A 23,244-nucleotide genomic window follows, 5' to 3' on the forward strand; every position below is an offset into this window, starting at 1 on the left:
AGTCGGGACTTATTTGCCCCAGCTCAGAACCAGCGGATCGAGCGGCTTCAAAAGCTCAATCAAACGCGTGCGAATGGCGGGATGCAGCGGCGCGACGGGGTGACGGCACATCTCCGATTTGATGACGCCGCCCTCGACCATCGCGGCCTTGCACGACTGCCAACCGCACTGACGGTTTTCGTGATTGATCGCCATGGCGACGCGGCCATAGGCGGCGGTGGCCTCCTCATGGCGGCCCGCATGGAAATGGGTCAGAACGGGTTTGATCTGATCGACGATCATGCCCGAGGTCATCGAGCCGGTCGCGCCCGCGTCGAGATCCGCCAAAAGCGTGATCGCCTCTTCGCCATCGAACGGCGCTTCAATCGCCTCGCCGCCCTGTTCGATCAGAGCGCGGATTTTATTCGCGGCACGCGGGCATTCGATTTTGAAGAGTTTGACCATCTCAATCTCTTTCGCCATCCGCACCAGAAGCGGCACGGAGAGATCGACGCCCGACATCGGCGCGTCCTGCACCATGATCGGAATGCCGACATCCCCCACGGCGGCGAATTGTTCAAAGGTCTGCTCCGGCGTGCCCTTCAGCGTGGCGCCATGGTAAGGCGGCATCATCATCACGGCCTCTGCGCCAAGCGATTTGGCGAGACGCGCGCGTTCCACAGCGATCTGCGTGGCGTAGTGCGAAATGGTGACGATCACCGGCACACGGCCAGCAACATGTTCAAGCGAGAGGCGCGTGAGCACGTCGCGTTCGGCATCACTTACCAGAAACTGTTCGGAGAAGTTCGCGAGGATACAAATCCCGTCGGCGCCTTGGTCGATCAGGCAGTCCAGAACGCGTTTCATCCCGTCGAGATCAAGCGTGCCATCGTCATTGAACGGGGTCGGGGCAACAGGCCAAATGCCGGTGTACTGGGTCATGGTATGTCTTTCGGATTATTCGATGAAAGGCTCTACAGTCGTGCGCCGACCGAGAGAGAGGGCATCGCAAACATGGATCATAGGGCGCAGGTCCATATCCACGGCACCGCGCGTCAGAAGATGGGCCATTTTCGCGTAAAGCCGCGGGTATTCGCCCGCCAAAGGGTTGTCGTCGTCGAGCGCCTCGTCGACGCCGTCGATCCGGATGCGGGCGCCGCCATCAATGAGCGTGAGCGTGCCTGCGGTGGTGACCGCTTCGATGGTCCAGATTTGCTCGCCCTCCTGACGGAAGTCGAAGTCGGCGGTGACAGAGGCGCCTTCGGGATGCGCGAATGTCAGCTCCGCCGCAATCGGCGTCTGGCAGTTTTCGGGCACCAAAAGATGCGCGTCCGTCAGGTGAATGTCATGCGGAAGGATTTCCGTGACAATCGAGAGCGCATTGATGCCCGGATCGAAGACCCCCATGCCGCCTGGTTCCCAAATCCACGCCTGACCGGGGTGCCACCGGCGCACGTCCTCTTTCCACGTCACCTTGAGAGAGGTGAGGTGTTTGTCCGCAAGCCAGGCTTTGGCGACGGCGACCTTATCCGCCTCGCGCGAATGCCATGTGGCAAAGAGCGAGACGCCATTCTCGCGCGCCAGCCGTTCCAGCGCGTAGCACTCCGCCAGCGTGGCGCCTGGAGGTTTCTCCAGCATGACGTGACGCCCCGCGCGAATGGCTTTGGCGGCGACCTCAAAACGCGGCACGGGCGGCAGGCAGAGGGACACGACACGAATGTCATCGCGCGCCGCAAGCAGCGCATCGATGTCGTCAAAGTGCGCGACGCCCTCGACCTTGCCATGCCGCGACACCGTGGCCGACAGGGTAAAGTCGGTGGAGGCGGCGATCGCAGGGACGTGTTGGTCCACCGCGATCTTGCCGATCCCGATGAGTGCAATATCCATCAATGGCTGTCCTTTCCTACGTCATTGCCGCGACAGCCCTTGAGAAAGTCGAGATCGGCGCCTGTATCGGCCCCCTCGACATGCTGTTGGTGCAGCCAGGCGTAGCCGCTTTCGGGTGCGCCCCCGAGCGGTTGCCACTCGGCCAGACGCGCGGCGAGGTCTTCGTCGGAAATATCGAGGTGAAGGCGACGGTTCGCCACGTCCAACTCAATGAAATCGCCGTTCTGCACCACGGCCAAGGGACCACCGGCGGCGGCTTCGGGTGAGGTGTGTAGCACAACCGTGCCATAGGCCGTCCCCGACATCCGCGCGTCGGAAATGCGCACCATATCGGTGATGCCTTTCTGAAGCACTTTCGGCGGAAGCCCCATGTTGCCGACCTCAGCCATGCCCGGATAGCCTTTGGGGCCACAGTTTTTCATGACCATGATGCAGGTCTCGTCAATGTCGAGATCCGGATCGTTGATCTTGGCTTTATAGTCGTCAATGTCCTCGAACACGACCGCGCGGCCACGGTGTTGGAGCAATTCGGGCGTGGCGGCGGAAGGTTTGAGCACCGCGCCTTTCGGGGCAAGGTTACCTTTGACCACCACAATGCCACCCGACTGGGTGAGCGCCTGATCGGTGGGCAGGATCACGTCTTCGTTGTGGTTCTGCGCGTCCTTGACCTCGTCCCAGATCGAAGCGCCGGAGACGGTGAGCGCATCCTTGTGCAAAAGCCCGCCTTCGCCCAAACGTTTGAGCACCACGGGCAGACCGCCTGCGTAAAAGAACTCTTCCATCAGATACTTGCCCGAAGGCATGAGGTTGACGATGGTCGGCACCTCGCGTCCGCAGCGGTCCCAATCCTCGAGCGTCAGGTCGATGCCCACACGCCCCGCCATCGCCAAAAGATGGATCACGGCGTTGGTGGAGCCGCCGATGGCCGCATTGGTGCGGATCGCGTTCTCGAAGGCCTCTTTGGTCATGATGTCCGAGGGTTTCAGATCGTCCTTGACCATCTCGACGATGCGACGACCGGACATTTGCGCGATGACGCGGCGGCGGCTGTCGACGGCAGGGATCGCGGCGTTGCCGGACAGGGCCATACCAAGGGATTCCGCCATCGAGGCCATGGTCGAGGCCGTGCCCATCGTGTTGCAGGTGCCCGTAGAGCGCGACATCGAGGCCTCGGCTTCGAGGAATTCGTCCTGCGTCATCTCGCCCGCCTTCACGGCCTCGGAGAATTTCCAAAGATGCGTGCCGGAGCCGACGCGTTCGCCTTTGTAATAGCCGTTGAGCATCGGCCCGCCGGTGACGACGATCGACGGGATGTCACAAGACGCCGCCGCCATCATCAGAGACGGCGTGGTCTTGTCGCAGCCGACCATCAGAACCGCGCCGTCCATCGGCTGGCCGCGAATGGTTTCCTCGATGGAGAGCGCCGCGAGGTTGCGGAACATCATCGCGGAGGGGCGGAACGTGTTCTCGGAGGCGGAAAACACCGGCACTTCGACCGGAAAACCACCGGCCTCCCAGATGCCCGCTTTGATCTTCTCGGCCAGTTCCTTCATGTGCACGCCGTTGCAGGGCGACAGCTCGGAGAAGGTGTTCAGAATGCCGATGATCGGGCGCCCGTCGAACAGATCATGCGGATAGCCCTGATTTTTAAGCCAGCCGCGGTGGTAAATCGTATCGCGGGAATTGCCGCCATACCATTCCTGAGACCGCAGTTTGCGGGGCCATTTTGCCGGTTTGAATGCCATTGGAGTGTCCTTTCAATGACAGGCTCAGGCCTGTTTGTTCTTGTTGTAGACGTCGAAGAAAACGGCCGCGAGCAGCACAAGGCCTTTGATCACCTGTTGGTAATCGATGCCGATGCCCATGATGGACATGCCGTTGTTCATCACACCCATGATAAAGGCGCCCACCACGGCCCCGATGATCTTGCCCGAGCCGCCCGACATGGAGGCCCCGCCGATGAACACCGCCGCGATCACGTCAAGCTCAAGCGCAAAGCCCGCTTTCGGTGTGGCGGTGTTGAGACGCGCGGCAAAGATCATGCCCGCCAGCGCCGCCAGAACGCCCATGTTGACGAAGGCGAGGAAGGTGAGGCGTTCGGTCTTGATCCCCGACAGTTTGGCCGCCTTTTCGTTGCCGCCCAGCGCATAGATGCGGCGCCCGATGACGGTGCGCGAGGTGATGAACGCATAGACCATGATCAGCACGCCCATGGTGACGACGACGTTGGGCAGACCACGAAAGGTGGAGAGTTTGAACATCAGGAACACGATCGCGGCAGAGATGATCGCGATGCGTCCCCAGAACAGCCCAGCCGGTTCGTCCGCGATGCCATATTGCGCGTTGCGGGCGCGGGATTTGAGACCCATCTGGATCACGGCGGCGGCGCCGAGCAGGCCGAGGGCAAAGGAGAGCACGTTGAAGTTGCGCGCGCCGAAAATTTGGGCCAGCCCCGTGCCCCAAGCGGCGGGAAAGATATCACCGACAAAGCCGGTGGAGAGGATTTGGAACTCGCGGGGGAACGGGCCGACAGACTGACCTTCGAGGAGCCAGAGCGACAGGCCACGGAAGACAAGCATCCCCGCCAGCGTCACGATAAAGGACGGAATGCGCCAGAAGGCGACGAAATACCCCTGCGCCGCGCCGATCAGGCCACCGACCACGAGACAGATCGGCATGGTCACGGAGACCGGCATGTCCATTTCGACGATGAGCACGGCGGCAAGTGCGCCGACAAAGCCCATGACGGAGCCAACGGAAAGATCGATATGCCCCGCGACGATGACGATCAGCATGCCGAGCGCCATGATGATGATATAGGAGTTCTGAAGGAACAGGTTGGTGATGTTGACGGGGCGCATCAGCGTGCCGCCGGTCACGATCTGGAAAAAGGCCATGATCGCGATCAGCGCGAAAAGCAGACCGTAGTCACGCATATGGCCGGCCAGATGGGCTTTGATGCCTTTCTGAGAATTCGTCATTTTGATGTCCCTTATTCGTTGACGATGAGCGACATGATGCGCTCCTGGCTGGCTTCTTCGGCGGACAACTCGCCCACGAATGCGCCTTCGTTCATCACATAGATGCGGTCACACATGCCGAGCAGTTCGGGCATTTCCGAAGAGATCATGACGACCCCTTTGCCCTCGGCGGACAGCTCGTTGATGATCGCGTAGATTTCGTATTTCGCGCCGACGTCGATGCCACGGGTCGGCTCGTCGAGGATCAGAACCTCGGGCGCGGTGTTGAGCCATTTGGCCAAGACGACCTTTTGCTGGTTGCCGCCCGACAGGTTGCCGACTTTCTGGAACACCGAAGGCGTGCGGGTGCGCAGCGCCTCGCGGTATTTCTCCGCCACCTGCGTTTCGGCGTGGCTGTCGAGCACGCCCTTGCGCGACACATTGTCGAGTTTGGCGAGCGTGGTGTTGAACCGGATGGTTTCATCGAGCACGAGGCCAAGATGTTTGCGGTCCTCGGTCACATAGGCCAGTCCCGCATCGATGGCGCGCGGCACGTTGGACACATCGACCGGCGCGCCATGCAGCTTCACCGTGCCGTCGATATTGCGGCCATAGCTTTTACCGAACACGGACATGGCCAGTTCGGTGCGCCCGGAGCCCATGAGCCCCGCGATGCCGACAACCTCGCCCGCGCGCACGTTCATGGAAATATTCTTGATGATCTGGCGCTCGGCATGTTCGGGATGCCAGGCGTTCCAATTCTCGATTTCGAGCAACATCTCGCCCGCTTTGCGCTCCCGTTCGGGATAGCGGTCGGACATATCGCGCCCCACCATGTCGCGCACGATGTCGTCTTCGGAGAGACCGGCCTTGGCGTCGAGCGTGGAAACCGACATGCCATCGCGGATCACGGTGACCGTATCGGAGACATAGCGCACCTCGCCCAGCTTGTGGGAGATGATGATCGAGGTCACGCCCTGCGATTTCAGCTCAAGCATCAGGTCCAGAAGCTTTTGCGAGTCGTTTTCCTGAAGCGCGGCGGTCGGCTCGTCGAGGATCAGCAAGCGCACGTCTTTTGAGAGCGCCTTGGCGATTTCCACGAGCTGCTGTTTGCCGACGCCGAGGCTGTCGATCAGCGTGGTCGGGCTTTCCTTGAGGCCGACTTTGCGCAGCAACTCTTCGGTGCGGCGGTTGGCCTCGTGCCAGTTGATCACGCCCCCCTTCGCAGTTTCGTTGCCCAGAAAGATATTTTCGGCAATCGAAAGCTGTGGGACAAGCGCAAGCTCCTGGTGAATGATGATGATGCCACGGTCCTCGCTGTCGCGGATGCCGCGGAACTCGGCGAGGGCGCCGTCGTAATGGATTTCCCCATCGTAAGTGCCAGCCGGGTAAACGCCCGAGAGCACTTTCATCAGGGTGGATTTGCCTGCGCCGTTTTCACCGCAGATCGCGTGGATTTCTCCCTCCGCGACCGTCAGGCTCACCTTGTCGAGCGCTTTCACGCCGGGGAACTCTTTGGTGATGGAACGCATTTCAAGAAGCGCGGTCATGCTGATCTCTTGTCCTAGAAAAGACCCGCCCGCATGAAGATGTGCGGACGGGTCGAGGGAGGATGGCTTACTTGACCTGATCTTCGGTGTAGTACCCGGAGCCGATCAGGATCTCTTCCCAGTTGGAGGCGTCGACGGCGACGGGTTCCAGCAGGTAGGAGGGCACGACTTTGACACCGTTGTCATAGGTCTCGGTGTCGTTGATTTCCGGCTCGGAGCCGCCGAGAACCGCATCGACCATGCCCACGGTGACTTTTGCCAGCTCGCGGGTGTCCTTGAAGATCGTCGAATATTGCTCGCCTGCGAGGATCGACTTGATGGATTGCAACTCCGCATCCTGACCCGTCACGATCGGCATTTGCAGATCGCCGGAGCCATAGCCCACGCCCTTGAGCGAGGAGAGGATGCCGATGGACAGACCATCATAGGGGGCCAGCACGCCGTGCACCTCTTTGTCGGTGTAGTTGGCGGACAGGATGTTATCCATCCGCGCCTGCGCCACAGCGCCGTCCCAACGCAGCGTGCCGACCTTGTCCATACCCATCTGGCCGGACTGAACCACGATGGAACCATCGTCGATCAGCGGCTGAAGCACGCTCATCGCACCGTCGTAGAAGAAATAGGCATTGTTGTCGTCCGGCGAGCCGCCGAACAGCTCGACATTGTAGGGGCCATCGCCAAAGCGGGCTTTGAGGCCTTCGACCAGCGAGGTCGCCTGTTGCACGCCGACTTTGAAGTTGTCGAAGGTGGCGTAGTAGTCGACGTCGCCGCTGTCGCGGATCAGACGGTCATAGGCGATGACCTTGACGCCCGCAGCAGAGGCATTCTCGAGTGCGTTCGACAGCGTGGTGCCGTCGATGGCGGCGATCACAAGCGCGTCGACGCCTTTGGTGATCATGTTCTCGATCTGGGCGAGCTGGTTGGGGATGTCGTCCTCTGCGTATTGCAGGTCGGTCGTGTAGCCAGCGGCTTCGAGCTCCTTGACCATGTTGTCCCCGTCGGCAATCCAGCGCGCCGAGGATTTGGTCGGCATGGCGATGCCGACAAGGCCGTCAGCATAAGCCGCGGACGCGAAAGCAATGGCCGCGGTCGCCGCGGTCAGCATGGTTTTGATCTTCATATTGTCCTCCCGTTGGGTCCAAGCGCTCCGTTCTCCCGCGCTTTGGTCCCGACATTTTCAATACGACCCGTCTCCACAGGTCAGCCCCAGACCTAAAAGAAAGTTTACATCACTGTAAAATGAGCTTATCGACTACATACATACCAAAAATGTTATACTGAAAGAATGCGAGATGCAGTTCGTTCGGACATTCAAGCCTATACATCTAGAGTTTTTGTTGAAGATTCAGGAAGTTGGTCAACTACAAGTCGCCGCGCACCTGCTCAACATGACCCAACCTGCCGCGTCGCGCATGCTCAAAGATATTGAGGAACGCTGCGGCACAACGCTTTTCAAACGCACGCCCAAAGGGATGGAGCCGACGCCCTCTGGCGAAGTTTTCATCAAACATGCGAGAATCGTGTTGGCGGGGCTCGACTCGCTTGAGAAGGAAATCATCGCCCTGGCCACCGGCATGGCGGGCGAGGTGCGGGTCGGCTCGGTGACAGGGCCTGCGATTGGCGTTCTCATCCCCGCAATGGAAATTCTACGCGAACGCGCGCCGAATATTTCCGTCACCATCGACGTGGCCCCCTCGGTCGATTTGGTGCGTGGATTGGACGAAGGCAAGTTCGATTTTGTTATGGCCCGCGTCCCACCGACCCATGACAGCCGCGATCTGCATGTGCACCCTGCACGCAATGAACAAGTGCGGCTCTTGGTCAACGAGGTACACCCGCTGTTGTCGCACTCGAATGTGACGCTTGAGGAACTGTCGCACTACCCGTGGATCATGCAGGAACGCGGCTCGCCCATCCGGGAAGCCGTGGAGACCAGTTTCTACGCAGCAGGGCTGCCGCCCCCTGCGCGGGTGGTGAACTCCTCGTCCCTTCTCATCGCCTTGGCGCTGCTCAAAGGCACCGACATGATCGCGCCGCTGTCCGAAGAGGTCACCGGATTGATGACCAGCGAGGGACTGGGTGCCAAGCTGCGGGTGATCAACGTCGCTGTGCCGATGACCGTCTCCCCCTATTTCATCATTCGCGACCGGTCCCGAGAACTCACCCCGGCGGCCACGCTGCTCTACGAGCAACTGCTGGCGGAAATTTAGCACCCTGCGCGACACGAAGGCCGCGGATCAAAACCTTCTGTGTTGGACGCGCCGTCTTATGCCCATAGCCCGACAGAGCCGCCCCCTTAACGGATCGCACATTTGGCGGGAGCTGCCGAGTTTGGCGCGGATTCCCGCCCCCTTGGCCTCACTCGATGGATAGAGCCTTAAAAAATTGCTCCGCCACGTCATGCATTCCCGACATGAACAGCAAGCCTTTCTGACCCAGCTGCATGCCAGCTGCATGATGTTCAGCCACACAGCTTATGGCCATGGATAATCCGCAACGGTCACCCCCATGGCGGCAAGTTCATCCACCACGAGTCGACGGTAGGCCACCACATCGGGCACCGGCTCGGCGCGGCGGCGGGTGACTTCGTCTTCGGTGAAGGGGACGGCCGGAGCGCCGCTCTCGGTTTCGCCCCAGACATCGAGCACATAGTTCATCACCTCGGCGATCTCCCGATCATTGAGAGACGATCCGACCACGCCGGGCACATGCATCATATAGGTGCGGCCCAGTTCGGTGCCCGCAATATAGCCGACACTGTCCGGAAAGGCCGGGATGTCCCCCTCTGTCGTACCCAAGCCTTCGAACCCGTGACAGCCCGCACAGCGCAAGATGTAGTTTGTGTGCGGGCTACGCGTGGGTTGATCGGCGGCTGCAAGCGCGGCGGGCAGCAGTGCGATCAAAACGCTCAGAGATTTCAAAAGAGGCATGCTCATTCCTTTCCGTCCAAGGACTTAATCGACAGCGGGGCGCATGGCCCGCAGATCGGCATGAGAGGGACGCGCCTCTCGCGTGGCATCGAGAAGGGCCTGCGTCATGACGCCATCGGTCTCGCCGAGCGTTTGAAGCACCCAAGTGCCGATCTCGACCAGTTCCTCGTCGGTGGTGCTGGCCACGGGCGGCATGATCAGGCCGATGTACATCTGGCCCTGCACCTCCAGTTTGCCCGCCATCCCCGAGACCACCACACCGGCGAGATAGTCGGGCGCGGTGTCGCCAAGAGCCTGCCAAAAGGCGGGGCGGTTCAACGGCGGGGCGAGGCCAGGATTGCCGATGCCGCCCGTGTTGTGGCAGGCGGCGCAGTGAATATCGAACAACTCCTCCGGCGTCTCTGCCGAGACCGGGAGGGTGAGGAGGGCCGTGGCAATCGCCACAGCCCCCGTGAGTGTCGTCAAAAGGCGCACGTCAGATTACTCCGCCAAGCCCACAACCACGGAAACCGTGCAGTGGTAGCCTTTGTCGGTGTTCGCCATGCACCAGTTGATGTCGTTGTATAGCCCCATACGATAGCCCGGACGTTCGCCTTCGGAGGTGTAACAGAAGGCTGCGGAATCCACCGGCGGCTTGCCGCAACAGTCATTGTAGGCGACGAGGTAGTCCTTGCCGTCATCGGGGTTCGAACAGGTGCCGACCCAAGACACGGAGGAGGCAGACGAGCCCGGAGGACATTGCGTCAGAGAGCCGCCAGAGGTGGAGCAAAGGTTGCCATCAAGGGCACAATGACGCCAGTAGGAGCATTCGTCTTCCGGCAGCTCAGAGGCGTTGGCGCGACGGTCGAAGGGCAGGATCGGGGTCGCCACGGCGGCGCCCAGAACCGAAGCCCCGGCCTTTGCCATAAAGCTGCGGCGGCCAAGGTTGCGCGCGGCGGTGCGGGCACCGGTTTCGACGCTTTTGTCGAGGGTCTTGAGAAGTTTGTCGATCAGTCTGGTCATAATCAGATCCTTTCGGAGGAAAATTGAGTGGCGCCCATCTGGTGAGCGACCGCAGCCTGGTAAGAGGGGATGCCGGTCTCGGAGGCGGTGAACAGGCTTTCGAGCTGTTCACGGGAGTTGACGAGACCCTTGGCGCGCACCTTGCCGTCCGGCCCGATGAGCACGGCAAAGGGCAGTTTTGCGACCTTGAAGGTCATGCCGAGGTCGGAGGAGAGCGCATATGGGAAGCTTTGCAAATGCTCCGCCTCGATGAGCCGACGATGCGCCGCTTCGCGCCCGTCGGAGGCCAGCGCGACATCGAGCCAGCCCTGTTCATCGTCCCGGATCGATTTGATCGCGGGCAAAAGCGCCTTGCAAATCGGACAGGTGGTGGAGAGGAAGAACACAAGCTGCGCCCGTCCTTCCGGTCCGCCCAGTGCAAATTCCGACCCGTTGAGATTGGGCAGGGTCATCTGCGGCACGGTTTCGCCAATGTCCGGTCCGCTGTCCGAAATCATCGCGCCGACCGGAGAGACCCGTTCGAACAGGATGCCGATCTGGCGGGCGAGCGCGAAGATGATCGCGATCTGCACCAGCACGACAACCCACAGGGCGATGTTGGAAAAGATAAGTATATTCATATCGTTCTGTCCTCTCTCATCCGGCCTGCCGGATGTGGGGGAGATGGGAGGCGAGTTTTTCCGCCACGCCGTAGATGGCGAAAAGCGTGATCCCGGCGGTGATCGCCATGATCGCCCCCATCGCACCGAGCGGCCCGGTGGTGATCATCGCGACGGCCAACGCCATGACGGTCAAAACGGCATTGCGCCCGAGGGTGAGGCCGGAGACGATCTGCGGCGTGCCACCGCAGCCACAGTCGATCTCCGTCTGCCCGCGCAGCAAAGCCGCCGCCATCAAAGCGCCGTAGCCCAGGAACAAACCCGCCGCCATCAGCCCGCCGAAGGGGCGGGCGAAAGGGAGCAGGAGTGCGAGAACGGTGAGGGCCTCGGCCCCCATCAGTCCACGCACGATCAAGGGCACCATATGACGCGGCACAAGCCCATAGCCCTGCGCAAATCCCACCGTTTCATAATAGGCCTGCCACTTGTGCCAGGCCGCGCGCGCCAAGACGAGCACGAGAAAGCTCGTCAGGGTTGCAGAGGTGAGGTGCGACAGGTCTCCCATCAGCGATCCAGCTCCATGACGGTCGGCCAGCCAGCGATGTTGAACTCTTCGGCCACCTCAAGGAAAACTTCGTCGCCCATCTCGACGGAGTAGAGATAGACTTCGCCTTCCTCATTGGCGCCATAGAGCATCGGCTCTTCGGTCTGGGTCACGATCAGCCCGTTTTCGTGATGCGCGGCGGCGCGTCCGACAACGGTTTTGCTGTCCATATCCACGGCCCAGATTTGCTCGGCGCCGTTTTTGTGCGACCCGTCATAGGACCCGGAGTGCATCAGCACGAAAGCGGTGTTGGTCGGCGCGTTATAGGCGATCAGCTCAGAGCCGGAGGGCGCCCATTTGCCCAAAACGCCTTCGGTGAGGGCGATGGTCTCGGACAGGACCGGCACCTCGCCGCTGTCATCGACGACATAGAGATTGCCGTTATAGGACACGTAAACGAGGGTGTCGCCCACGCGCACGCCATTAGTGAAGAGCGCGTCGTCATCGACGTCAAAGATCTTTTCCGACTTGCCCGGATCGCCAAAGGTGCCATCGGCGGCATAGGAATAGGTTTGGAAGGTGCCGTCGCCACAGATCGTGGTGAATTTCATGCCAGAGGTCGAGGGGAAGATGCCCCAACAGCCCGGCGTCGGAATTTCAGCCAAGGCGCTTCCGGCGGCAATGTCGATCACCGACACGGAGGTGGCGGGTGTCGCGTTTTGCGCCAGCGCATAGGCCTCATCGGAGGACAGCGCCAACAACGCCGGCTGGCTTTCCACATGGGCCATTTTATCGCCGAACTCGAATTCGCCTTTGATCTTGAGCGTATCAACGTCCCAAGTGTGGAAGACGTTGGTGATCGAGCCATAGGTGTAGCGTTCAAAATAGACCGAGGTGGTATACATCGTCTTGCCATCGGCAGAGAGCACCATCTGTGCGGTGGTGCCCGGACCCATGTTGCCCTTCATCGCAAAATCTTCGGCGCCCAGCACGTTGATCGAGGACGGGCCTTTCCATTCCTGAGAAAGCACGAACAGATTCGGGCCTTCGTCGATCGTTTCCTTGACGGTGAGGGTTTCGGGTTCAATGGCGTCTTGCGCGAAAGCCGATCCGGTCAACGCAACAAGCGCCACGAAAGCGGCGGTTTTAGATTTCATCATCTGTCTCCTGGTGATGGTCTCGCGATCAGCTTAGGCGCTGGCAGTCAGCCCGCGCTATCCGCTTTGCTCCGGCTATTTCGCTCATAAAATATGCGTCGCGTGAATCTCGCCGTTTTCGGCGCCGACAAACTTGACGCGCCCCTTCCCGATGCGTCTTGAAGGAAGAAAAACATTCAATATCGGACGCTTACCATGCACACATGCCTCAAGGCCAAGACCCTCGTGAAAGAGGTGCAATATGACAGTTTCGTCGATCAAGAGCGTGGTCTCGACGGTTGGAAACAGCTCTATCGGCAATTGTCTCCCGGGGCGTTCGAGGGGCATATCGCGGCATTGGACTGGGATGAAATCTCGCTCTACCGCGAGACAGTGAACCAAAAGATGGAGAATTTCTATCGCGTCCCCGAAGGCTCCATCTGCGTCGGATTTTCGCTTGGAAAACGGCTTTCCATGGCGGGACAGGCCAATGCGATTGGTGCGGGGACCGGCATGATCCATGTCTCAGACGAAGAGTATCACATCTTCACCGACAGCCATGCGGATTACATCATGCTCACCCTGCCCGAAAACGCCCTGTCGGAAGAGGTCGCAAGAGGGTCGAACCCCATTCCGCCGCAGGCCAGCCATGGCCTCGCGGACTGGATGTTGACGCTGATCGAGAGTGCACGGCAGGGTCTGGCGCAACAACCCGTTCTGGATCTGGCGCCGGATCTGTTGATCGACCGCATATCGCTCTGGGCGCGTGACGCCACGCGACACCGCCTGCGCAAATCCCCGCGCGGGTTGATGTCGGATATTCTGGCGGCTTGCGACACGCTTCCGTTCGAAAAGCTCAGCGTCAGCCATTTGTCAAAACTGTTGGACCGGGACCGGGTGCTCCTGCGCGCCTGCTGTTTGGAACGGACGGGGATGACGCTTGACGACTTGCTCAAAGGGCGCCGCATGAGCGAAGTGCATCGCCGCCTCCGCATGTCAGACCCGCGCGCTACAAAAGTGTCGGATGTGAGTATGGAATTCGGCTATTATCATTGGGGAAGGTTTTCCCAAGCCTATCGTGCCATGTTTGGCGAACGCCCCTCTGACACATTGCGCCGTGGCGCGCCCAAATGTTGCTGAGACGTGAGCATCAGATCACTTGCTCGGATGAGATGCACGCATAGGCATAGCGCGGAAACAGGTGTGTGACGGAGCGAAGATCAAGGCCTGACCGGGATAACGCGCTCTGCGCCCTGACAGACCTTGGCTTGTCGAATGGCGCATGTGGTTTCATGCTGGAGAGTGGTCGGTTGACGTGATCGTGGTGCTTGTCGCGTTTGTCTCTCGCGCACGGCTGACAAGAGCGACCACGTCGGTTGCCACGGCGAGGATGTTGGCTCGCGGCGAGACCGCGACGTAGATCGGTTGCCAGTCCGGCGAGAACTTGTCCTTGAAGGCCCGCAGACCCTCGAAGTTGTAGAACTGTCGCCCGTGACGATAGACAAGCGCTCCGAGGCGGGTCGACAACGCCGCGCCGCGCCGTGCGTCAAGGCCCGAGAGCGGGGCATTGCCCAACGAGAATTCCGCGTAGCCTTGGTCCGCGAAATGCAACAGCAACTCGGTGAACAGGAACTCCATCAGCCCAGAGGGCGCATCGTCAATATGGCGCATCAGGTCGATTGATGCCTTTTGCCGCGCCTCGGTCAGCCACAGGTTGGCAAAGGCCACGATCCGCCCGTCAAAACGCACCACGGCGATCGGCGCGCGCGACAACACGGCAGGGTCGAAGGCCCCGACGGAAAAGCCCTTTTCCTCCCCCGCTTTGGTTTTCAGCCACGCGTCGGAGATCGCCTTGAGTTCAGGCATGAGATCCTCGGCGAAGGGCGGCGTCAGAACCTCGAAGGACAGCCCGTCGCGCAGAGCACGATTGTGTGCCGTGCGCAGTTTCTTGCGGGCGGGGCCTTCCAGCGAGAAATCCCTGAGCGGCACCACGGCCTCCTCGCCCATCTTGACCAGCGCAAGACCCATCTCGAGCCAGAGCGGAATCCTCTCGGCTCCGACCGAGTAGAACACCGGTCGGGCATTGGCCGCATAGGCTGCGTCCTGAAAGGCCCAAGCCAGCGCGGACAGTTCAGACGGATCACCGAAAGGTTCGTGCAACGCGATCCAGCTCCGCCCGCGGATGCGATACATCAGGGCGCTGCGCCCACTGTCCGAGAACATCAGGCATTTGTCTCCCGTCAGGGCAATATTGGCCTCGGGGTCAGGTTGAGACATGACAATGGCACGGACCTTTTCGATCTCGTCCAGCGTCGGCAACTCGTGCGACATCTGCCCCGGACGCAGGGCAAAGACCAAAAGCGACAGGCCCAGAACCGACATGCCGACCAAGGCGGCCCTGAGCGCACGAGGGGCACTCTGGTCGATGGCGAATTGCCACCACAGCTCATTGGCGTAGGGCGTCGCCTTATGGGCGAAAAACAGCGTGGCTGCCAGCGCCGCCATGAGGCCGAGGATCACCACCGCCCAACGGGGGCTGAATGCTTCACGTGTCAGACGTGTGGTGCGAAAGAACTCGGCCTTCGTCGGCCAGAGGATCAGCAGGGCGACACCGAGAAACGCGGCGCGTTCCACGTCGAGCCCATTGGCCAGGCTGGCGACGATGCCCGCTGCCAGAGCCAACATCGCCAACCACCATGCCCCCGCCACACGGCGCAGGAGCCCGTGTGCGATAATCAACATAGCCGCTCCGAGGATACTGGACAGCAATGCGCCACCTTCGATCACCGCCAGTGGTGTGAGGACTTCGAGCTGTTCGGCCAGTTCCGAGGTCGGCGGGATCAGCGTCGACATCATCAGGAACGCGCCCGAGGCCAGCATCATGACCGACATGGCCAGCGGCACCAGCGCGCCGACCGAGCGCGTCACCGGAGCCAGCACGGGCATCACCTTGCCGGAGGCCATCCGCGCCTCGGTCAGCGCCATCAGCACCAGCGACAGACCGAAGGGCAGAAGATAGTAGATCACGCGATAGAGCAGCAGGCCGGCGGCAACATCGGCGACAGGCACCGAGGCGGGCAGCGCCGCGACCACCACGGTCTCAAGCACCCCGACACCGCCCGGCACGTGGCTGATCACCCCCGCCATCACAGCCGCGGCATAGACCGCAAGGAAAGTGGCAAACCCGAGATCCGAGGGCGGCAGCAACAGATAGAGCGTCATGGCGGCCAACAGCAGGTCTAAGGCTGTAAAGAGAAACTGTGCCGCCATGAGGCGCGGCGCAGGGGCCTTCAAGGTGATGCTCCGCACCGTGATCTGAGAGCCGCGCACGGCGATCACAAACAGCAGACCGACGGAGAGTGTGACCACCACCACAGACAAGCCTCGCACCATCCCCGGTGCCAGCGGCAAGAGATGCCCCAGCGCATAGGGATGGACGGCCAGCGCGCCAAAGCCGATGATCGTCGCGCCGAACCCAAAGGAGACCGAGGCAAAGGTGGCAATCGCCGCGATGTCCTGCGCCGTCAGCCCCAGTGCGGAGTAGATGCGATACCGCACCGCGCCGCCTGTGATCAGGCCTGCACCGATCGTGTTGCCCATGGCATAGCCGAGAAAACTGCCGAGCGCGATCACGGGCTTGGGCAGATCCTTTTCAATGTAGCGCAGCGCCGACCAGTCATAACCGATCAGGGCCGCATAGCTGGCCAGCGTTGCCAAAACAGCGAGAGCCAGCACATGCCACGGCGTGGCCCGCGCGACGGACATCACTTGTTTCAGGTCGACACTGGCCAGAAGATGGTGCAGCGACCACGCCCCCGCCGCGAACAGGCCAAGGGTCACAATCCAAGGCAAAAGCGGCTTCAGGCGGTGCAGGAGACTGGGGGGCTGTGCGGTGTCTGTCATGGCCTATCCTATGCCCTACGATCATGCCGCCTGCGGCTTTGTAAAAGGTCAGGGAAACATTACGATTTCACACCCTTTTGGCAAGGCATGCACGATCTGTGGCGGGCATACGGCCATCCTCGCAACATCCTGAGCAACGTTCACTGCGCTGCCCCTTCTGCCCCCGCAACGACTGCCACGTCGGTGACCGACTGCCCCCTCTCGACGCCTGCTTCGACCTCCTGATCGCTCATACGTTGCGGCTATACTTCGCTTCGAGCCTATCCCTTGTCGCTTTATCGAGGAGATGGAGACGGCTTCGATTGTGCGCCACGTCTGCGTGCTTTACTTTCGCGGCGATCGGATTGCTCATGACACGCGGAAGATACTGTGTCTCGTAATCCTCAAGCGGCTGTTTCGTCATCGCAGCTACGGCGTCTGCGATCTCCGGGCCAAACCGCTCCGTTAAAATTTCCATCGACACCAGGCTGCGATCTGCACAGTCTTCCAAACTGTCATGCAGCAGGCCAACAATCTCGAATTTCAGCCCAAGATGCGCCACAGCGGCCGCAACTGCACGTACATGCTCTATATAGGGCACTCCAAGCTTATCGACCTGACCCGCGTGAGCTTTCTGTGCAAGTTCGAGTGCAGCAATGCGAAGATTTCCGTCCATGTTCTGAGACATCAACTATCCTTTTAGAGGTAAGCCAAAACCTTTGCGCGCATTGTCGGGCGGGTTTCCCACTTTGGGTCAACCAGCAGCATGACAGGCGCGAATGACATTTTGTAGGGGACTGTACAGCTGATAGGATAGCGTCCTTAGTGCAGTCGACAATGCTGTAAGTGCGCACAGTTCCAAGCTAAAATCGATTTCCGGAAGTTTGCTGCACGCCGCACGCATGTCCCGTTTGTGACTTGCTTAAGATCGGCACATGCGTTTCACCCCCGCTCATGACGTAGTAGGCTCCATTTTCCCCTTGAGTTCAGCCTGCGCAAAACTAGGATCACCCTCATTCATTTATTTCATTCCGGTATTCCCACATGTCTTTCTTTTCGCAAACCTCCCGCATGGGTCGCCTGACCACCGCACTTGGCGAGGACGTTTTGGTCCTGATGCGCTTTGAGGGCGAGGAGCGGATCAACGGGGTGTTTAGCTACCACGTCGACTGTCTCGCCTCCGCCGATGATATTGATTTCGATGCGCTTTTGGGCACGCACGCCACCGTCACGCTGCGCACCCATGACGGCTCGGACAAGCCTTTCGATGGCATTATTTCTGAGGCGCGCTGGATGGGCGCGGGCGAGAATGGCCATCGGTATCGGCTGACGCTCAAGCCGTGGTTCTGGCTCGCGTCGCTCCGTCGCAACCAGCGGATTTTCCATAATAAAACCGTGATCGACATCCTCACCGAACTGCTCGGCGCCTATGCTTCGGCGGGCAAGATGGAGACCCGGCTGACGCTCGAGTATCCCGAGCTCGAATACACCGTTCAGTACCGCGAGAGCGACATGGATTTCGCCGCGCGCCTCATGGAGCGGCACGGGATTTCCTATCATTTTGAACAGGATAGCGGCTCGCACCTGATGGTTCTGACCGACATTGTCGAGAGCCATGCGACCATCGGCGAGCGCCCGTTCAAGCCCTATGACGGCCACCATCAGGAAGAGATCGAGCACTTCTGGGAATGGCGGCCGGCGCGGCGGATCACGACGGGGGCTGTGCGGCTCACGGATTACAATTTCAAGACGCCGACCGCGGCGATGGAAACCAATTCTTCATCTTCTTCGAGCTATGCTCAGGGCCAGATCGAAAGCTTTGACTGGCCGGGGGATTACCTCGACCAGGGCCGTGGCGATGTGGTCGCCCGGCTGCGCTCAGAAGGCGAGACCGGCCAGGACCGGCGCTTTGAGGCGCAGGGCGATATTCCTGCGCTTGGTGCGGGGCTACGAGTGACGCTTGGCGGCGAGCCTCTGCCGGGCACGGGAGAGGACTACCTCTGCCTTGTGGCGCATCACAGCTACACGTCGGACAATTACGGCTCCGGCGGCGAAGAGGGCGACGGCTACGCCTACACCGGGCGCTATGTTTTGCTGCCCGCCGACGCGCCTCTGGTTCCGGAACTGAAGACCGCGCGCGCCGATGTGAAGGGGCCGCAAACGGCGGTCGTCGTGGGCGATGGCGAGATCGACTGCGACGAATACGGGCGCATTCTGGTGCAATTCCACTGGGATCTGGACGCCGCCTATTCGATGCGCTGCCGGGTGTCGCAATCCTGGGCCGGTAACGGCTGGGGCGGCATGGTGATCCCTCGGATCGGCATGGAAGTCGTGGTCGAATTCCTCGACGGCGACCCGGACAAACCGCTGGTGACAGGGTGCGTGTATAACGGCAAGAATGCGGTGCCGTATGATTTGCCCGCGAACAAGACACGGAGCACCTTCCGGACGGATACGCATGAGGGCGAAGGGTTCAACGAGCTTCGATTTGAGGACAAAAGGGGTGAGGAGGAGGTGTTCCTTCATGCTCAGAAGGATCGCAATGAGAAGATTCGCAACAATCACACGGAGCGGATTGATCATAACTGGGTTCAGAGCATTGGTGGTTTCAAGGGAGCTGAAATAGCCAGAAGCTCCTCAGAAGTCGTTAGCATCAGCAAAAGTGTGATCGTAGGAAAATCCCCACGCCACCCACATCTCGATAAGCGTTTGGAGAGCGATCAGGGGATTGGTTCTCTTGCAACCAACACTGGCTTGAAAAACTTTTTTTGGCCCCCTTCTGGCTGTATGCAAACTCAAATTGAATTTGACTCAGAAACGACTGTTGGGCGGCTTTTTTCTTTAAGTGCAGGCGAGACCGTGAAAATCAATTCCCCAAAATTTGACGTTACGACAGCACAACAGTTGACCCTGACATCGTCGGTTTCAACAGGCGTGAATGCGAAAAATAGCCTTTCTTTAAACGGCGGGGACCAAGTCATAATCTCTTCTGGAAAAGCCCGAATTGTTCTTAGCAAGGATGGAACTATTGCTCTGAAAGGAACCCAGTTACTGGTCCAAATGGATGGAGATACCGAATTTGTAAACGGCTCAAAATTCTCCATTGTTGCTGCAAAAATTAATTTGAACTGAGAATCTTAATGGCTGATAAGCACTATTTCCCTTACGGAAAAGATTTGCGGCATCCTGAACGGTGGCTAGGTCGTTATGATACAAAATCCCGATATTGGCATGCCACCTATATAGGTGGGTGGCCCGTTGGGGCATTCCTAAATGGGCATACTATTGCGTTGTTCGGAACGGAATCCCTAAGCGCAGCAGTTGTGACACTTTTTAGCTATGGCTTACAGGGCACGCTTTCACCAGGAAAAGCCGTTAAATGGGCGCGGGGTGCTAGCAGAACAGCGGGCGCACCTAGCCGCATCTCGAAAGATATCGAACAGAGGTCAGAGGAACTTCAGAAACGGCAGGCAATATCCGGCAAACTGCATAAAGCACCGAAGTTCATCTCCGAAATAACTGAACTGAACTCTGCAATCGATATTTTCAACGTATGCCAAGGATACGGAACAACAGTGCGGTGCGATATTCCGATGAGTTTAGCCGATCTCGACGGAATGTCCGGAGGTATCGCTGGAGGTGAAATTGAAATGATTGGCGCTGCATCAATCTATGCGATTACAGGGCAAAAAGTTAGCACCTCTCCTTTGCGGACATCCAATTATTTTGTCGATCAGCAAGTCTATAATATCAAGGGTGGCTTCGTTGGTATTGGCGGAGGTATCGCGGGAGGCATCTGGAAAGTTAGAGAATTCTACGATGGCTCGACACTAAACGATCCTGACAATGACCGCCCTCTTGAAGTAATCCGCGCCGGCGATCAGGAAACAATCCTAGAGAAGAACTTTGGTGACGTGACGAATGTTGGGTTGGATGAGAAGCCATACTATCGTTATTACGATTCTCCCGAATACATCAGACATTTACCCTCACTTTATGCGTCAATTCCTGACAGCATCATCGAGCTCGGAAATATGTATGCGGAAGAACAAAAGGTATTGAACCCATGAAGAAATATTTCTCCGTTGTCGTGTTTAGCTTCTCTATGGTCAGCACAGCCTGTTCTGAAGAAACAAAGCTGGTTCCTTTTGCAATCTCAGCGGAACAAGACAGTGCCGAAATTGAAACTCTGCTCATTGAACATGACATGTGTAGTGTAACCAAACCTACCGACAGTCTCTGGGAAGGAATTGAAAAAATAGATGCTAAAATTGGGCATTCCGATTGGGCATGGACCTGCTCAGTAAATTTTTCTGAGCATGTTTTAAGAAAGGTATCCGTCGAAAAATGGGTTAAGCCAGGTCGACAGAAAGTTTTAGCTGCCGCAGGCGACATAACACATAGCGGTGTAAATGTACTGGATACGGTTCCAAAACTGCAGACAGAGTGGCCGAGCGGTGCGTTTAAATACTACGAGACTTCCTTGCGGGTTCTTGCAGAAAATTATGCATTTTCTGTAGATAGAGGGGTTGGTTTTGTCGGCCTGGATGGCCGGTATATGGCATTCAATCCTCCGCTCGAAAAAAGTAATACAGCAAATACTACACAATATAGATGTAGGAGTATTGTTGGAATCTGTGTTTCCGGCTTCTTCGTCGCCAATGGTGAAATTTATCCAATGATTTATAGACCTTAAGCATAATGTATCTCGAACAAAATTTTCGTCCGGCATTTATCTGGTTCGTGCTTCAAAAGAATGCCGCGCACTGGAATGATCAGTTTTTTAATGGAGCACTTCCCGAAAACCTAGTGCCGTTGGACATGGAAGACAGAACTTTTTTAAAGGAATTGCAGTCGTATAATTCTAAAAAATGGTTGTCGCTCTGTGATGCTCTCGGCCCGACCGTCTACGGCGCGATCGCCCTCTCCTGGTGCAAAGACGCCGAGCTTTCACAGGTCTGGGAAGGCTGGCATGCCTCCGGTTTCCCCCTCAAACCAAGCCCCGAATTCGAACGCCCTGCCCGCTTCATCAATCCCACACTCATGCCGGTGAGCGACAGCCTGCATGACATCCTCAACGCCGAGGCGCGCAAGCACGAGGACTCCGAAATCCACACCCTCGCCATCTGTGCCCGTATCGCCGCCGTGCAGGGGCCGCTCAAATTCGACATCCCGCTCGACAGCCTGAAAACCGCCCCGCCACAGATCGCGGCGTTTCTTAAATCGCGGATGCTCGAAAAACCGGATCGCACAGCGGAAGAGAACGCCCTGATCGCGACATGGTCGGCGACGGTCAAGGGCACGGAATTCGACATCTGGGAGAGTGCATAATGCCAGCAGCAGGACGCAAGGGCGACACAGGATCGGACCACGACGGCTTCCCGCCGACGCCCGCCACATCGGGGAGCGGGGACGTGTACATCAACGGCAAACCTGCGCTCCGACAAGGCGACAGCTTCGCGCCGCATTCCAAACCCAAACACCCGGCGCACGGGCGCAGCCTCTCGGGCGGGTCTGGCACGGTGTTCATCAACGGCAAACCGGCTGGCCGCGTCGGTGACGCGATTGATTGCGGGGGCAGTGTGTCGAGTGGGTCGGGGGATGTGTCGATTGGTGGGTGAGAAAACCTAGGTCACATCGGTGTGCGCCCTCACGCAATTCTGTCCCAGAAAATTGAAATCTTAGATGACATGATCGATGGCTCGAAACTGTAACCGACCCTGAACTGCAGATACAGATGGATCACGACGCATTTGCGGAGAACGGCATTGGACCAGGTCCGGCGCGCGGTTCAGCCTGCCAATGAGCGTTCACTCAATGTCGAAATCCGGCAGGGTCTTGGTGAGCTTGCTCATATCGACCTCCGCCAAAAAGCGTGAGCGCGGCGCTGGCAGCGTGCTTCCGTCACTCAGACTTATTCGATATCCGTTCGCAGCCTTATCGACCTTCGTGATCTGACTGTACGCGATCCAATAGCTTCGGTGAATGCGTGCCCCCAGATCTTTGGGCATCTTGTCGGCCGCACCCGACAGGCTGATCCTCGCAATCCGATTGCCTGAATCGGTGGTGCAAATAAGGACGTAGTTCTGCTGTGCCTCAATCTTTACGATGCTTGCGGCGTCAAGCGTTTCCGCCCCCAGCGTGACAAATCTCGAGTGCGCGCCTTCTGGCCTCTGATCATCCTGCGTGGCGTGCGCAGCCGGGCTGGCTTTTGGGGCATGTTTCCGCATGTCCTTCAAAGCACTCGGAATGACGAAATTGCCGAGGACCGTCAGCAGCATTTCATTGATGAAACTATTGAACACGACCTGAAAGAAGAGAGACTTTAGTTTAAGCGGTTCGCCTCCCAGAAGGTATGTGAACCAATACCAAAACGGGGTCGTGACAGTGACCAAGACGATTACTAGGCCAATCGACCAGACGACGACCGCCCTCTTGCGCCGCATTAGGTATGCGTAGAGTTTTAACGAGAGCATGAACTCCAACCACCCGAACACGACCGCCAAAGTGAGTAGAATAAAGCGCTGCATGAAGGGCAGAGTGTTGGCGTTGTCCCAAGGCGCAAGTAGGGTAAATATCATAATAAATGAGAGCATCGCGATCAGAATGAAGCGATGCGACAGGAGCGTCAGACATTTATCCGCCCCAAATGTCACTGACGTTCCATTTAGGTACTTAAGAGTTATCTGCACGGGCGGCTTCTGCGCGGTATCCATCTGGCTCACTTTAATTGGCTTGAAGATTCTCACAACTGGCGATGCGTGCGTTTCAATGC

Annotated in this window: 22 protein-coding genes; 7 read left to right on the plus strand and 15 right to left on the minus strand. The window is 58.7% G+C overall.

The features are described from left to right. Positions 1-9: 9 nt before the first annotated feature. The 6 genes from LC094_RS19130 to chvE all read right to left on the minus strand — a co-directional run bounded on the left by LC094_RS19130 (position 10) and on the right by chvE (position 7,496). The gene (locus tag LC094_RS19130; protein WP_226554398.1) at positions 10-921 is read right to left on the minus strand and encodes a dihydrodipicolinate synthase family protein; all 912 of its coding nucleotides are present in this window, start codon (positions 919-921) and stop codon (positions 10-12) included. Positions 922-936: 15 nt separating this feature from the next. Then, positions 937-1,866, minus strand: coding sequence for a Gfo/Idh/MocA family protein (locus tag LC094_RS19135; protein WP_226554399.1), 930 nt, complete (start codon positions 1,864-1,866; stop codon positions 937-939). Continuing rightward, a complete protein-coding gene (gene araD / locus LC094_RS19140) occupies positions 1,866-3,611 on the minus strand; it encodes an L-arabinonate dehydratase (protein ID WP_226554400.1) in 1,746 nt (581 codons plus the stop codon). The genes LC094_RS19135 and araD overlap by 1 nt, the downstream gene beginning before the upstream one ends. Before the next feature lie 24 nt (positions 3,612-3,635). Beyond that, positions 3,636-4,847: a multiple monosaccharide ABC transporter permease gene (mmsB, locus tag LC094_RS19145; protein ID WP_226554401.1), complete on the minus strand. Its 1,212-nt coding sequence runs from the start codon at positions 4,845-4,847 to the stop codon at positions 3,636-3,638. A gap of 11 nt (positions 4,848-4,858) precedes the next feature. Then, the gene (gene mmsA, locus LC094_RS19150; protein WP_226554402.1) at positions 4,859-6,376 is read right to left on the minus strand and encodes a multiple monosaccharide ABC transporter ATP-binding protein; all 1,518 of its coding nucleotides are present in this window, start codon (positions 6,374-6,376) and stop codon (positions 4,859-4,861) included. A 67-nt stretch (positions 6,377-6,443) separates the two neighbouring features. Then, positions 6,444-7,496, minus strand: a complete 1,053-nt coding sequence (gene chvE / locus LC094_RS19155) for a multiple monosaccharide ABC transporter substrate-binding protein (RefSeq protein WP_226554403.1) — start codon at positions 7,494-7,496, stop codon at positions 6,444-6,446. Between the two features lie 172 nt (positions 7,497-7,668). Here chvE and LC094_RS19160 point away from each other — a divergent pair, with 172 nt between their 5' ends. Continuing rightward, the gene (locus LC094_RS19160) at positions 7,669-8,586 is read left to right on the plus strand and encodes a LysR family transcriptional regulator (protein WP_226554404.1); all 918 of its coding nucleotides are present in this window, start codon (positions 7,669-7,671) and stop codon (positions 8,584-8,586) included. Between the two features lie 264 nt (positions 8,587-8,850). Here LC094_RS19160 and LC094_RS19165 read toward each other — a convergent pair whose 3' ends face one another. The 6 genes from LC094_RS19165 to LC094_RS19190 are packed head-to-tail and all read right to left on the minus strand — an operon-like array spanning position 8,851 to position 12,611. Further along, a complete protein-coding gene (locus LC094_RS19165; protein WP_226554405.1) occupies positions 8,851-9,306 on the minus strand; it encodes a cytochrome c in 456 nt (151 codons plus the stop codon). A 24-nt stretch (positions 9,307-9,330) separates the two neighbouring features. Continuing rightward, positions 9,331-9,780 carry a c-type cytochrome gene (locus LC094_RS19170; RefSeq protein ID WP_226554406.1) on the minus strand — a complete coding sequence of 150 codons (450 nt, stop codon included), beginning with the start codon at positions 9,778-9,780 and terminating at the stop codon, positions 9,331-9,333. A 6-nt stretch (positions 9,781-9,786) separates the two neighbouring features. Continuing rightward, the gene (locus tag LC094_RS19175) at positions 9,787-10,308 is read right to left on the minus strand and encodes a methylamine dehydrogenase light chain (protein WP_226554407.1); all 522 of its coding nucleotides are present in this window, start codon (positions 10,306-10,308) and stop codon (positions 9,787-9,789) included. Positions 10,309-10,310: 2 nt separating this feature from the next. Then, the gene (locus LC094_RS19180) at positions 10,311-10,928 is read right to left on the minus strand and encodes a redoxin family protein (RefSeq protein ID WP_226554408.1); all 618 of its coding nucleotides are present in this window, start codon (positions 10,926-10,928) and stop codon (positions 10,311-10,313) included. A gap of 16 nt (positions 10,929-10,944) precedes the next feature. Next, positions 10,945-11,472 (minus strand): MauE/DoxX family redox-associated membrane protein, encoded by a 528-nt coding sequence (locus tag LC094_RS19185; protein WP_226554409.1) that lies wholly within the window; start codon positions 11,470-11,472, stop codon positions 10,945-10,947. After that, positions 11,472-12,611 carry an amine dehydrogenase large subunit gene (locus LC094_RS19190; RefSeq protein WP_226554410.1) on the minus strand — a complete coding sequence of 380 codons (1,140 nt, stop codon included), beginning with the start codon at positions 12,609-12,611 and terminating at the stop codon, positions 11,472-11,474. Before LC094_RS19190 ends, LC094_RS19185 begins: the two co-directional genes overlap by 1 nt. A 192-nt stretch (positions 12,612-12,803) precedes the next feature. Between LC094_RS19190 and LC094_RS19195 the strand changes: the two genes are divergently transcribed. Further along, positions 12,804-13,727 (plus strand): helix-turn-helix domain-containing protein, encoded by a 924-nt coding sequence (locus LC094_RS19195; protein WP_226554411.1) that lies wholly within the window; start codon positions 12,804-12,806, stop codon positions 13,725-13,727. Between the two features lie 150 nt (positions 13,728-13,877). On the opposite strand, the gene mprF is transcribed toward LC094_RS19195, so the two are convergent. Together mprF and LC094_RS19205 are read right to left on the minus strand one after the other, a co-directional pair. Next, complete coding sequence (mprF, locus tag LC094_RS19200) at positions 13,878-16,490, minus strand: bifunctional lysylphosphatidylglycerol flippase/synthetase MprF (protein WP_226554412.1); 2,613 nt, start codon at positions 16,488-16,490, stop codon at positions 13,878-13,880. Positions 16,491-16,719: 229 nt separating this feature from the next. Next, positions 16,720-17,157, minus strand: a complete 438-nt coding sequence (locus tag LC094_RS19205; RefSeq protein WP_226554413.1) for an HD domain-containing protein — start codon at positions 17,155-17,157, stop codon at positions 16,720-16,722. A 356-nt stretch (positions 17,158-17,513) separates the two neighbouring features. On the opposite strand from LC094_RS19205, the gene LC094_RS19210 reads away from it, so the two are divergent. The 5 genes from LC094_RS19210 (at position 17,514) to LC094_RS19230 (ending at position 22,090) form a co-directional block, all read left to right on the plus strand. Continuing rightward, entirely contained in the window at positions 17,514-19,601 is a 2,088-nt protein-coding gene (locus tag LC094_RS19210; RefSeq protein ID WP_226554414.1) for a type VI secretion system Vgr family protein, read from the plus strand. Positions 19,602-19,609: 8 nt separating this feature from the next. Next, the gene (locus LC094_RS19215) at positions 19,610-20,539 is read left to right on the plus strand and encodes a hypothetical protein (protein WP_226554415.1); all 930 of its coding nucleotides are present in this window, start codon (positions 19,610-19,612) and stop codon (positions 20,537-20,539) included. Beyond that, the gene (locus tag LC094_RS19220) at positions 20,536-21,165 is read left to right on the plus strand and encodes a hypothetical protein (RefSeq protein WP_226554416.1); all 630 of its coding nucleotides are present in this window, start codon (positions 20,536-20,538) and stop codon (positions 21,163-21,165) included. Before LC094_RS19215 ends, LC094_RS19220 begins: the two co-directional genes overlap by 4 nt. 125 nt (positions 21,166-21,290) lie before the next feature. After that, positions 21,291-21,800 carry a hypothetical protein gene (locus LC094_RS19225; RefSeq protein ID WP_226554417.1) on the plus strand — a complete coding sequence of 170 codons (510 nt, stop codon included), beginning with the start codon at positions 21,291-21,293 and terminating at the stop codon, positions 21,798-21,800. Continuing rightward, positions 21,800-22,090 carry a type VI secretion system PAAR protein gene (locus LC094_RS19230; protein WP_226554418.1) on the plus strand — a complete coding sequence of 97 codons (291 nt, stop codon included), beginning with the start codon at positions 21,800-21,802 and terminating at the stop codon, positions 22,088-22,090. The genes LC094_RS19225 and LC094_RS19230 overlap by 1 nt, the downstream gene beginning before the upstream one ends. A gap of 189 nt (positions 22,091-22,279) precedes the next feature. Here LC094_RS19230 and LC094_RS19235 read toward each other — a convergent pair whose 3' ends face one another. Further along, positions 22,280-23,185, minus strand: coding sequence for a LytTR family DNA-binding domain-containing protein (locus tag LC094_RS19235; RefSeq protein ID WP_226554419.1), 906 nt, complete (start codon positions 23,183-23,185; stop codon positions 22,280-22,282). Positions 23,186-23,244: the final 59 nt, after the last annotated feature.

Source organism: Celeribacter naphthalenivorans, assembly GCF_020524585.1.
GTDB lineage: Bacteria > Pseudomonadota > Alphaproteobacteria > Rhodobacterales > Rhodobacteraceae > Celeribacter > Celeribacter naphthalenivorans.

Bases quoted from the DNA above. Each gene is read 5' to 3' on its own strand.
- LC094_RS19130 (WP_226554398.1), bottom strand. From the start codon at position 921: ATGACCCAGTACACCGGCATTTGGCCTGTTGCCCCGACCCCGTTCAAT.
- LC094_RS19135 (WP_226554399.1), bottom strand. From the start codon at position 1,866: ATGGATATTGCACTCATCGGGATCGGCAAGATCGCGGTGGACCAACAC.
- araD (WP_226554400.1), bottom strand. From the start codon at position 3,611: ATGGCATTCAAACCGGCAAAATGGCCCCGCAAACTGCGGTCTCAGGAA.
- mmsB (WP_226554401.1), bottom strand. From the start codon at position 4,847: ATGACGAATTCTCAGAAAGGCATCAAAGCCCATCTGGCCGGCCATATG.
- mmsA (WP_226554402.1), bottom strand. From the start codon at position 6,376: ATGACCGCGCTTCTTGAAATGCGTTCCATCACCAAAGAGTTCCCCGGC.
- chvE (WP_226554403.1), bottom strand. From the start codon at position 7,496: ATGAAGATCAAAACCATGCTGACCGCGGCGACCGCGGCCATTGCTTTC.
- LC094_RS19160 (WP_226554404.1), top strand. From the start codon at position 7,669: ATGCAGTTCGTTCGGACATTCAAGCCTATACATCTAGAGTTTTTGTTG.
- LC094_RS19165 (WP_226554405.1), bottom strand. From the start codon at position 9,306: ATGCCTCTTTTGAAATCTCTGAGCGTTTTGATCGCACTGCTGCCCGCC.
- LC094_RS19175 (WP_226554407.1), bottom strand. From the start codon at position 10,308: ATGACCAGACTGATCGACAAACTTCTCAAGACCCTCGACAAAAGCGTC.
- LC094_RS19180 (WP_226554408.1), bottom strand. From the start codon at position 10,928: ATGAATATACTTATCTTTTCCAACATCGCCCTGTGGGTTGTCGTGCTG.
- LC094_RS19185 (WP_226554409.1), bottom strand. From the start codon at position 11,472: ATGGGAGACCTGTCGCACCTCACCTCTGCAACCCTGACGAGCTTTCTC.
- LC094_RS19190 (WP_226554410.1), bottom strand. From the start codon at position 12,611: ATGATGAAATCTAAAACCGCCGCTTTCGTGGCGCTTGTTGCGTTGACC.
- LC094_RS19195 (WP_226554411.1), top strand. From the start codon at position 12,804: ATGCACACATGCCTCAAGGCCAAGACCCTCGTGAAAGAGGTGCAATAT.
- mprF (WP_226554412.1), bottom strand. From the start codon at position 16,490: ATGACAGACACCGCACAGCCCCCCAGTCTCCTGCACCGCCTGAAGCCG.
- LC094_RS19205 (WP_226554413.1), bottom strand. From the start codon at position 17,157: ATGTCTCAGAACATGGACGGAAATCTTCGCATTGCTGCACTCGAACTT.
- LC094_RS19210 (WP_226554414.1), top strand. From the start codon at position 17,514: ATGTCTTTCTTTTCGCAAACCTCCCGCATGGGTCGCCTGACCACCGCA.
- LC094_RS19215 (WP_226554415.1), top strand. From the start codon at position 19,610: ATGGCTGATAAGCACTATTTCCCTTACGGAAAAGATTTGCGGCATCCT.
- LC094_RS19220 (WP_226554416.1), top strand. From the start codon at position 20,536: ATGAAGAAATATTTCTCCGTTGTCGTGTTTAGCTTCTCTATGGTCAGC.
- LC094_RS19225 (WP_226554417.1), top strand. From the start codon at position 21,291: ATGGAAGACAGAACTTTTTTAAAGGAATTGCAGTCGTATAATTCTAAA.
- LC094_RS19230 (WP_226554418.1), top strand. From the start codon at position 21,800: ATGCCAGCAGCAGGACGCAAGGGCGACACAGGATCGGACCACGACGGC.
- LC094_RS19235 (WP_226554419.1), bottom strand. From the start codon at position 23,185: ATGGATACCGCGCAGAAGCCGCCCGTGCAGATAACTCTTAAGTACCTA.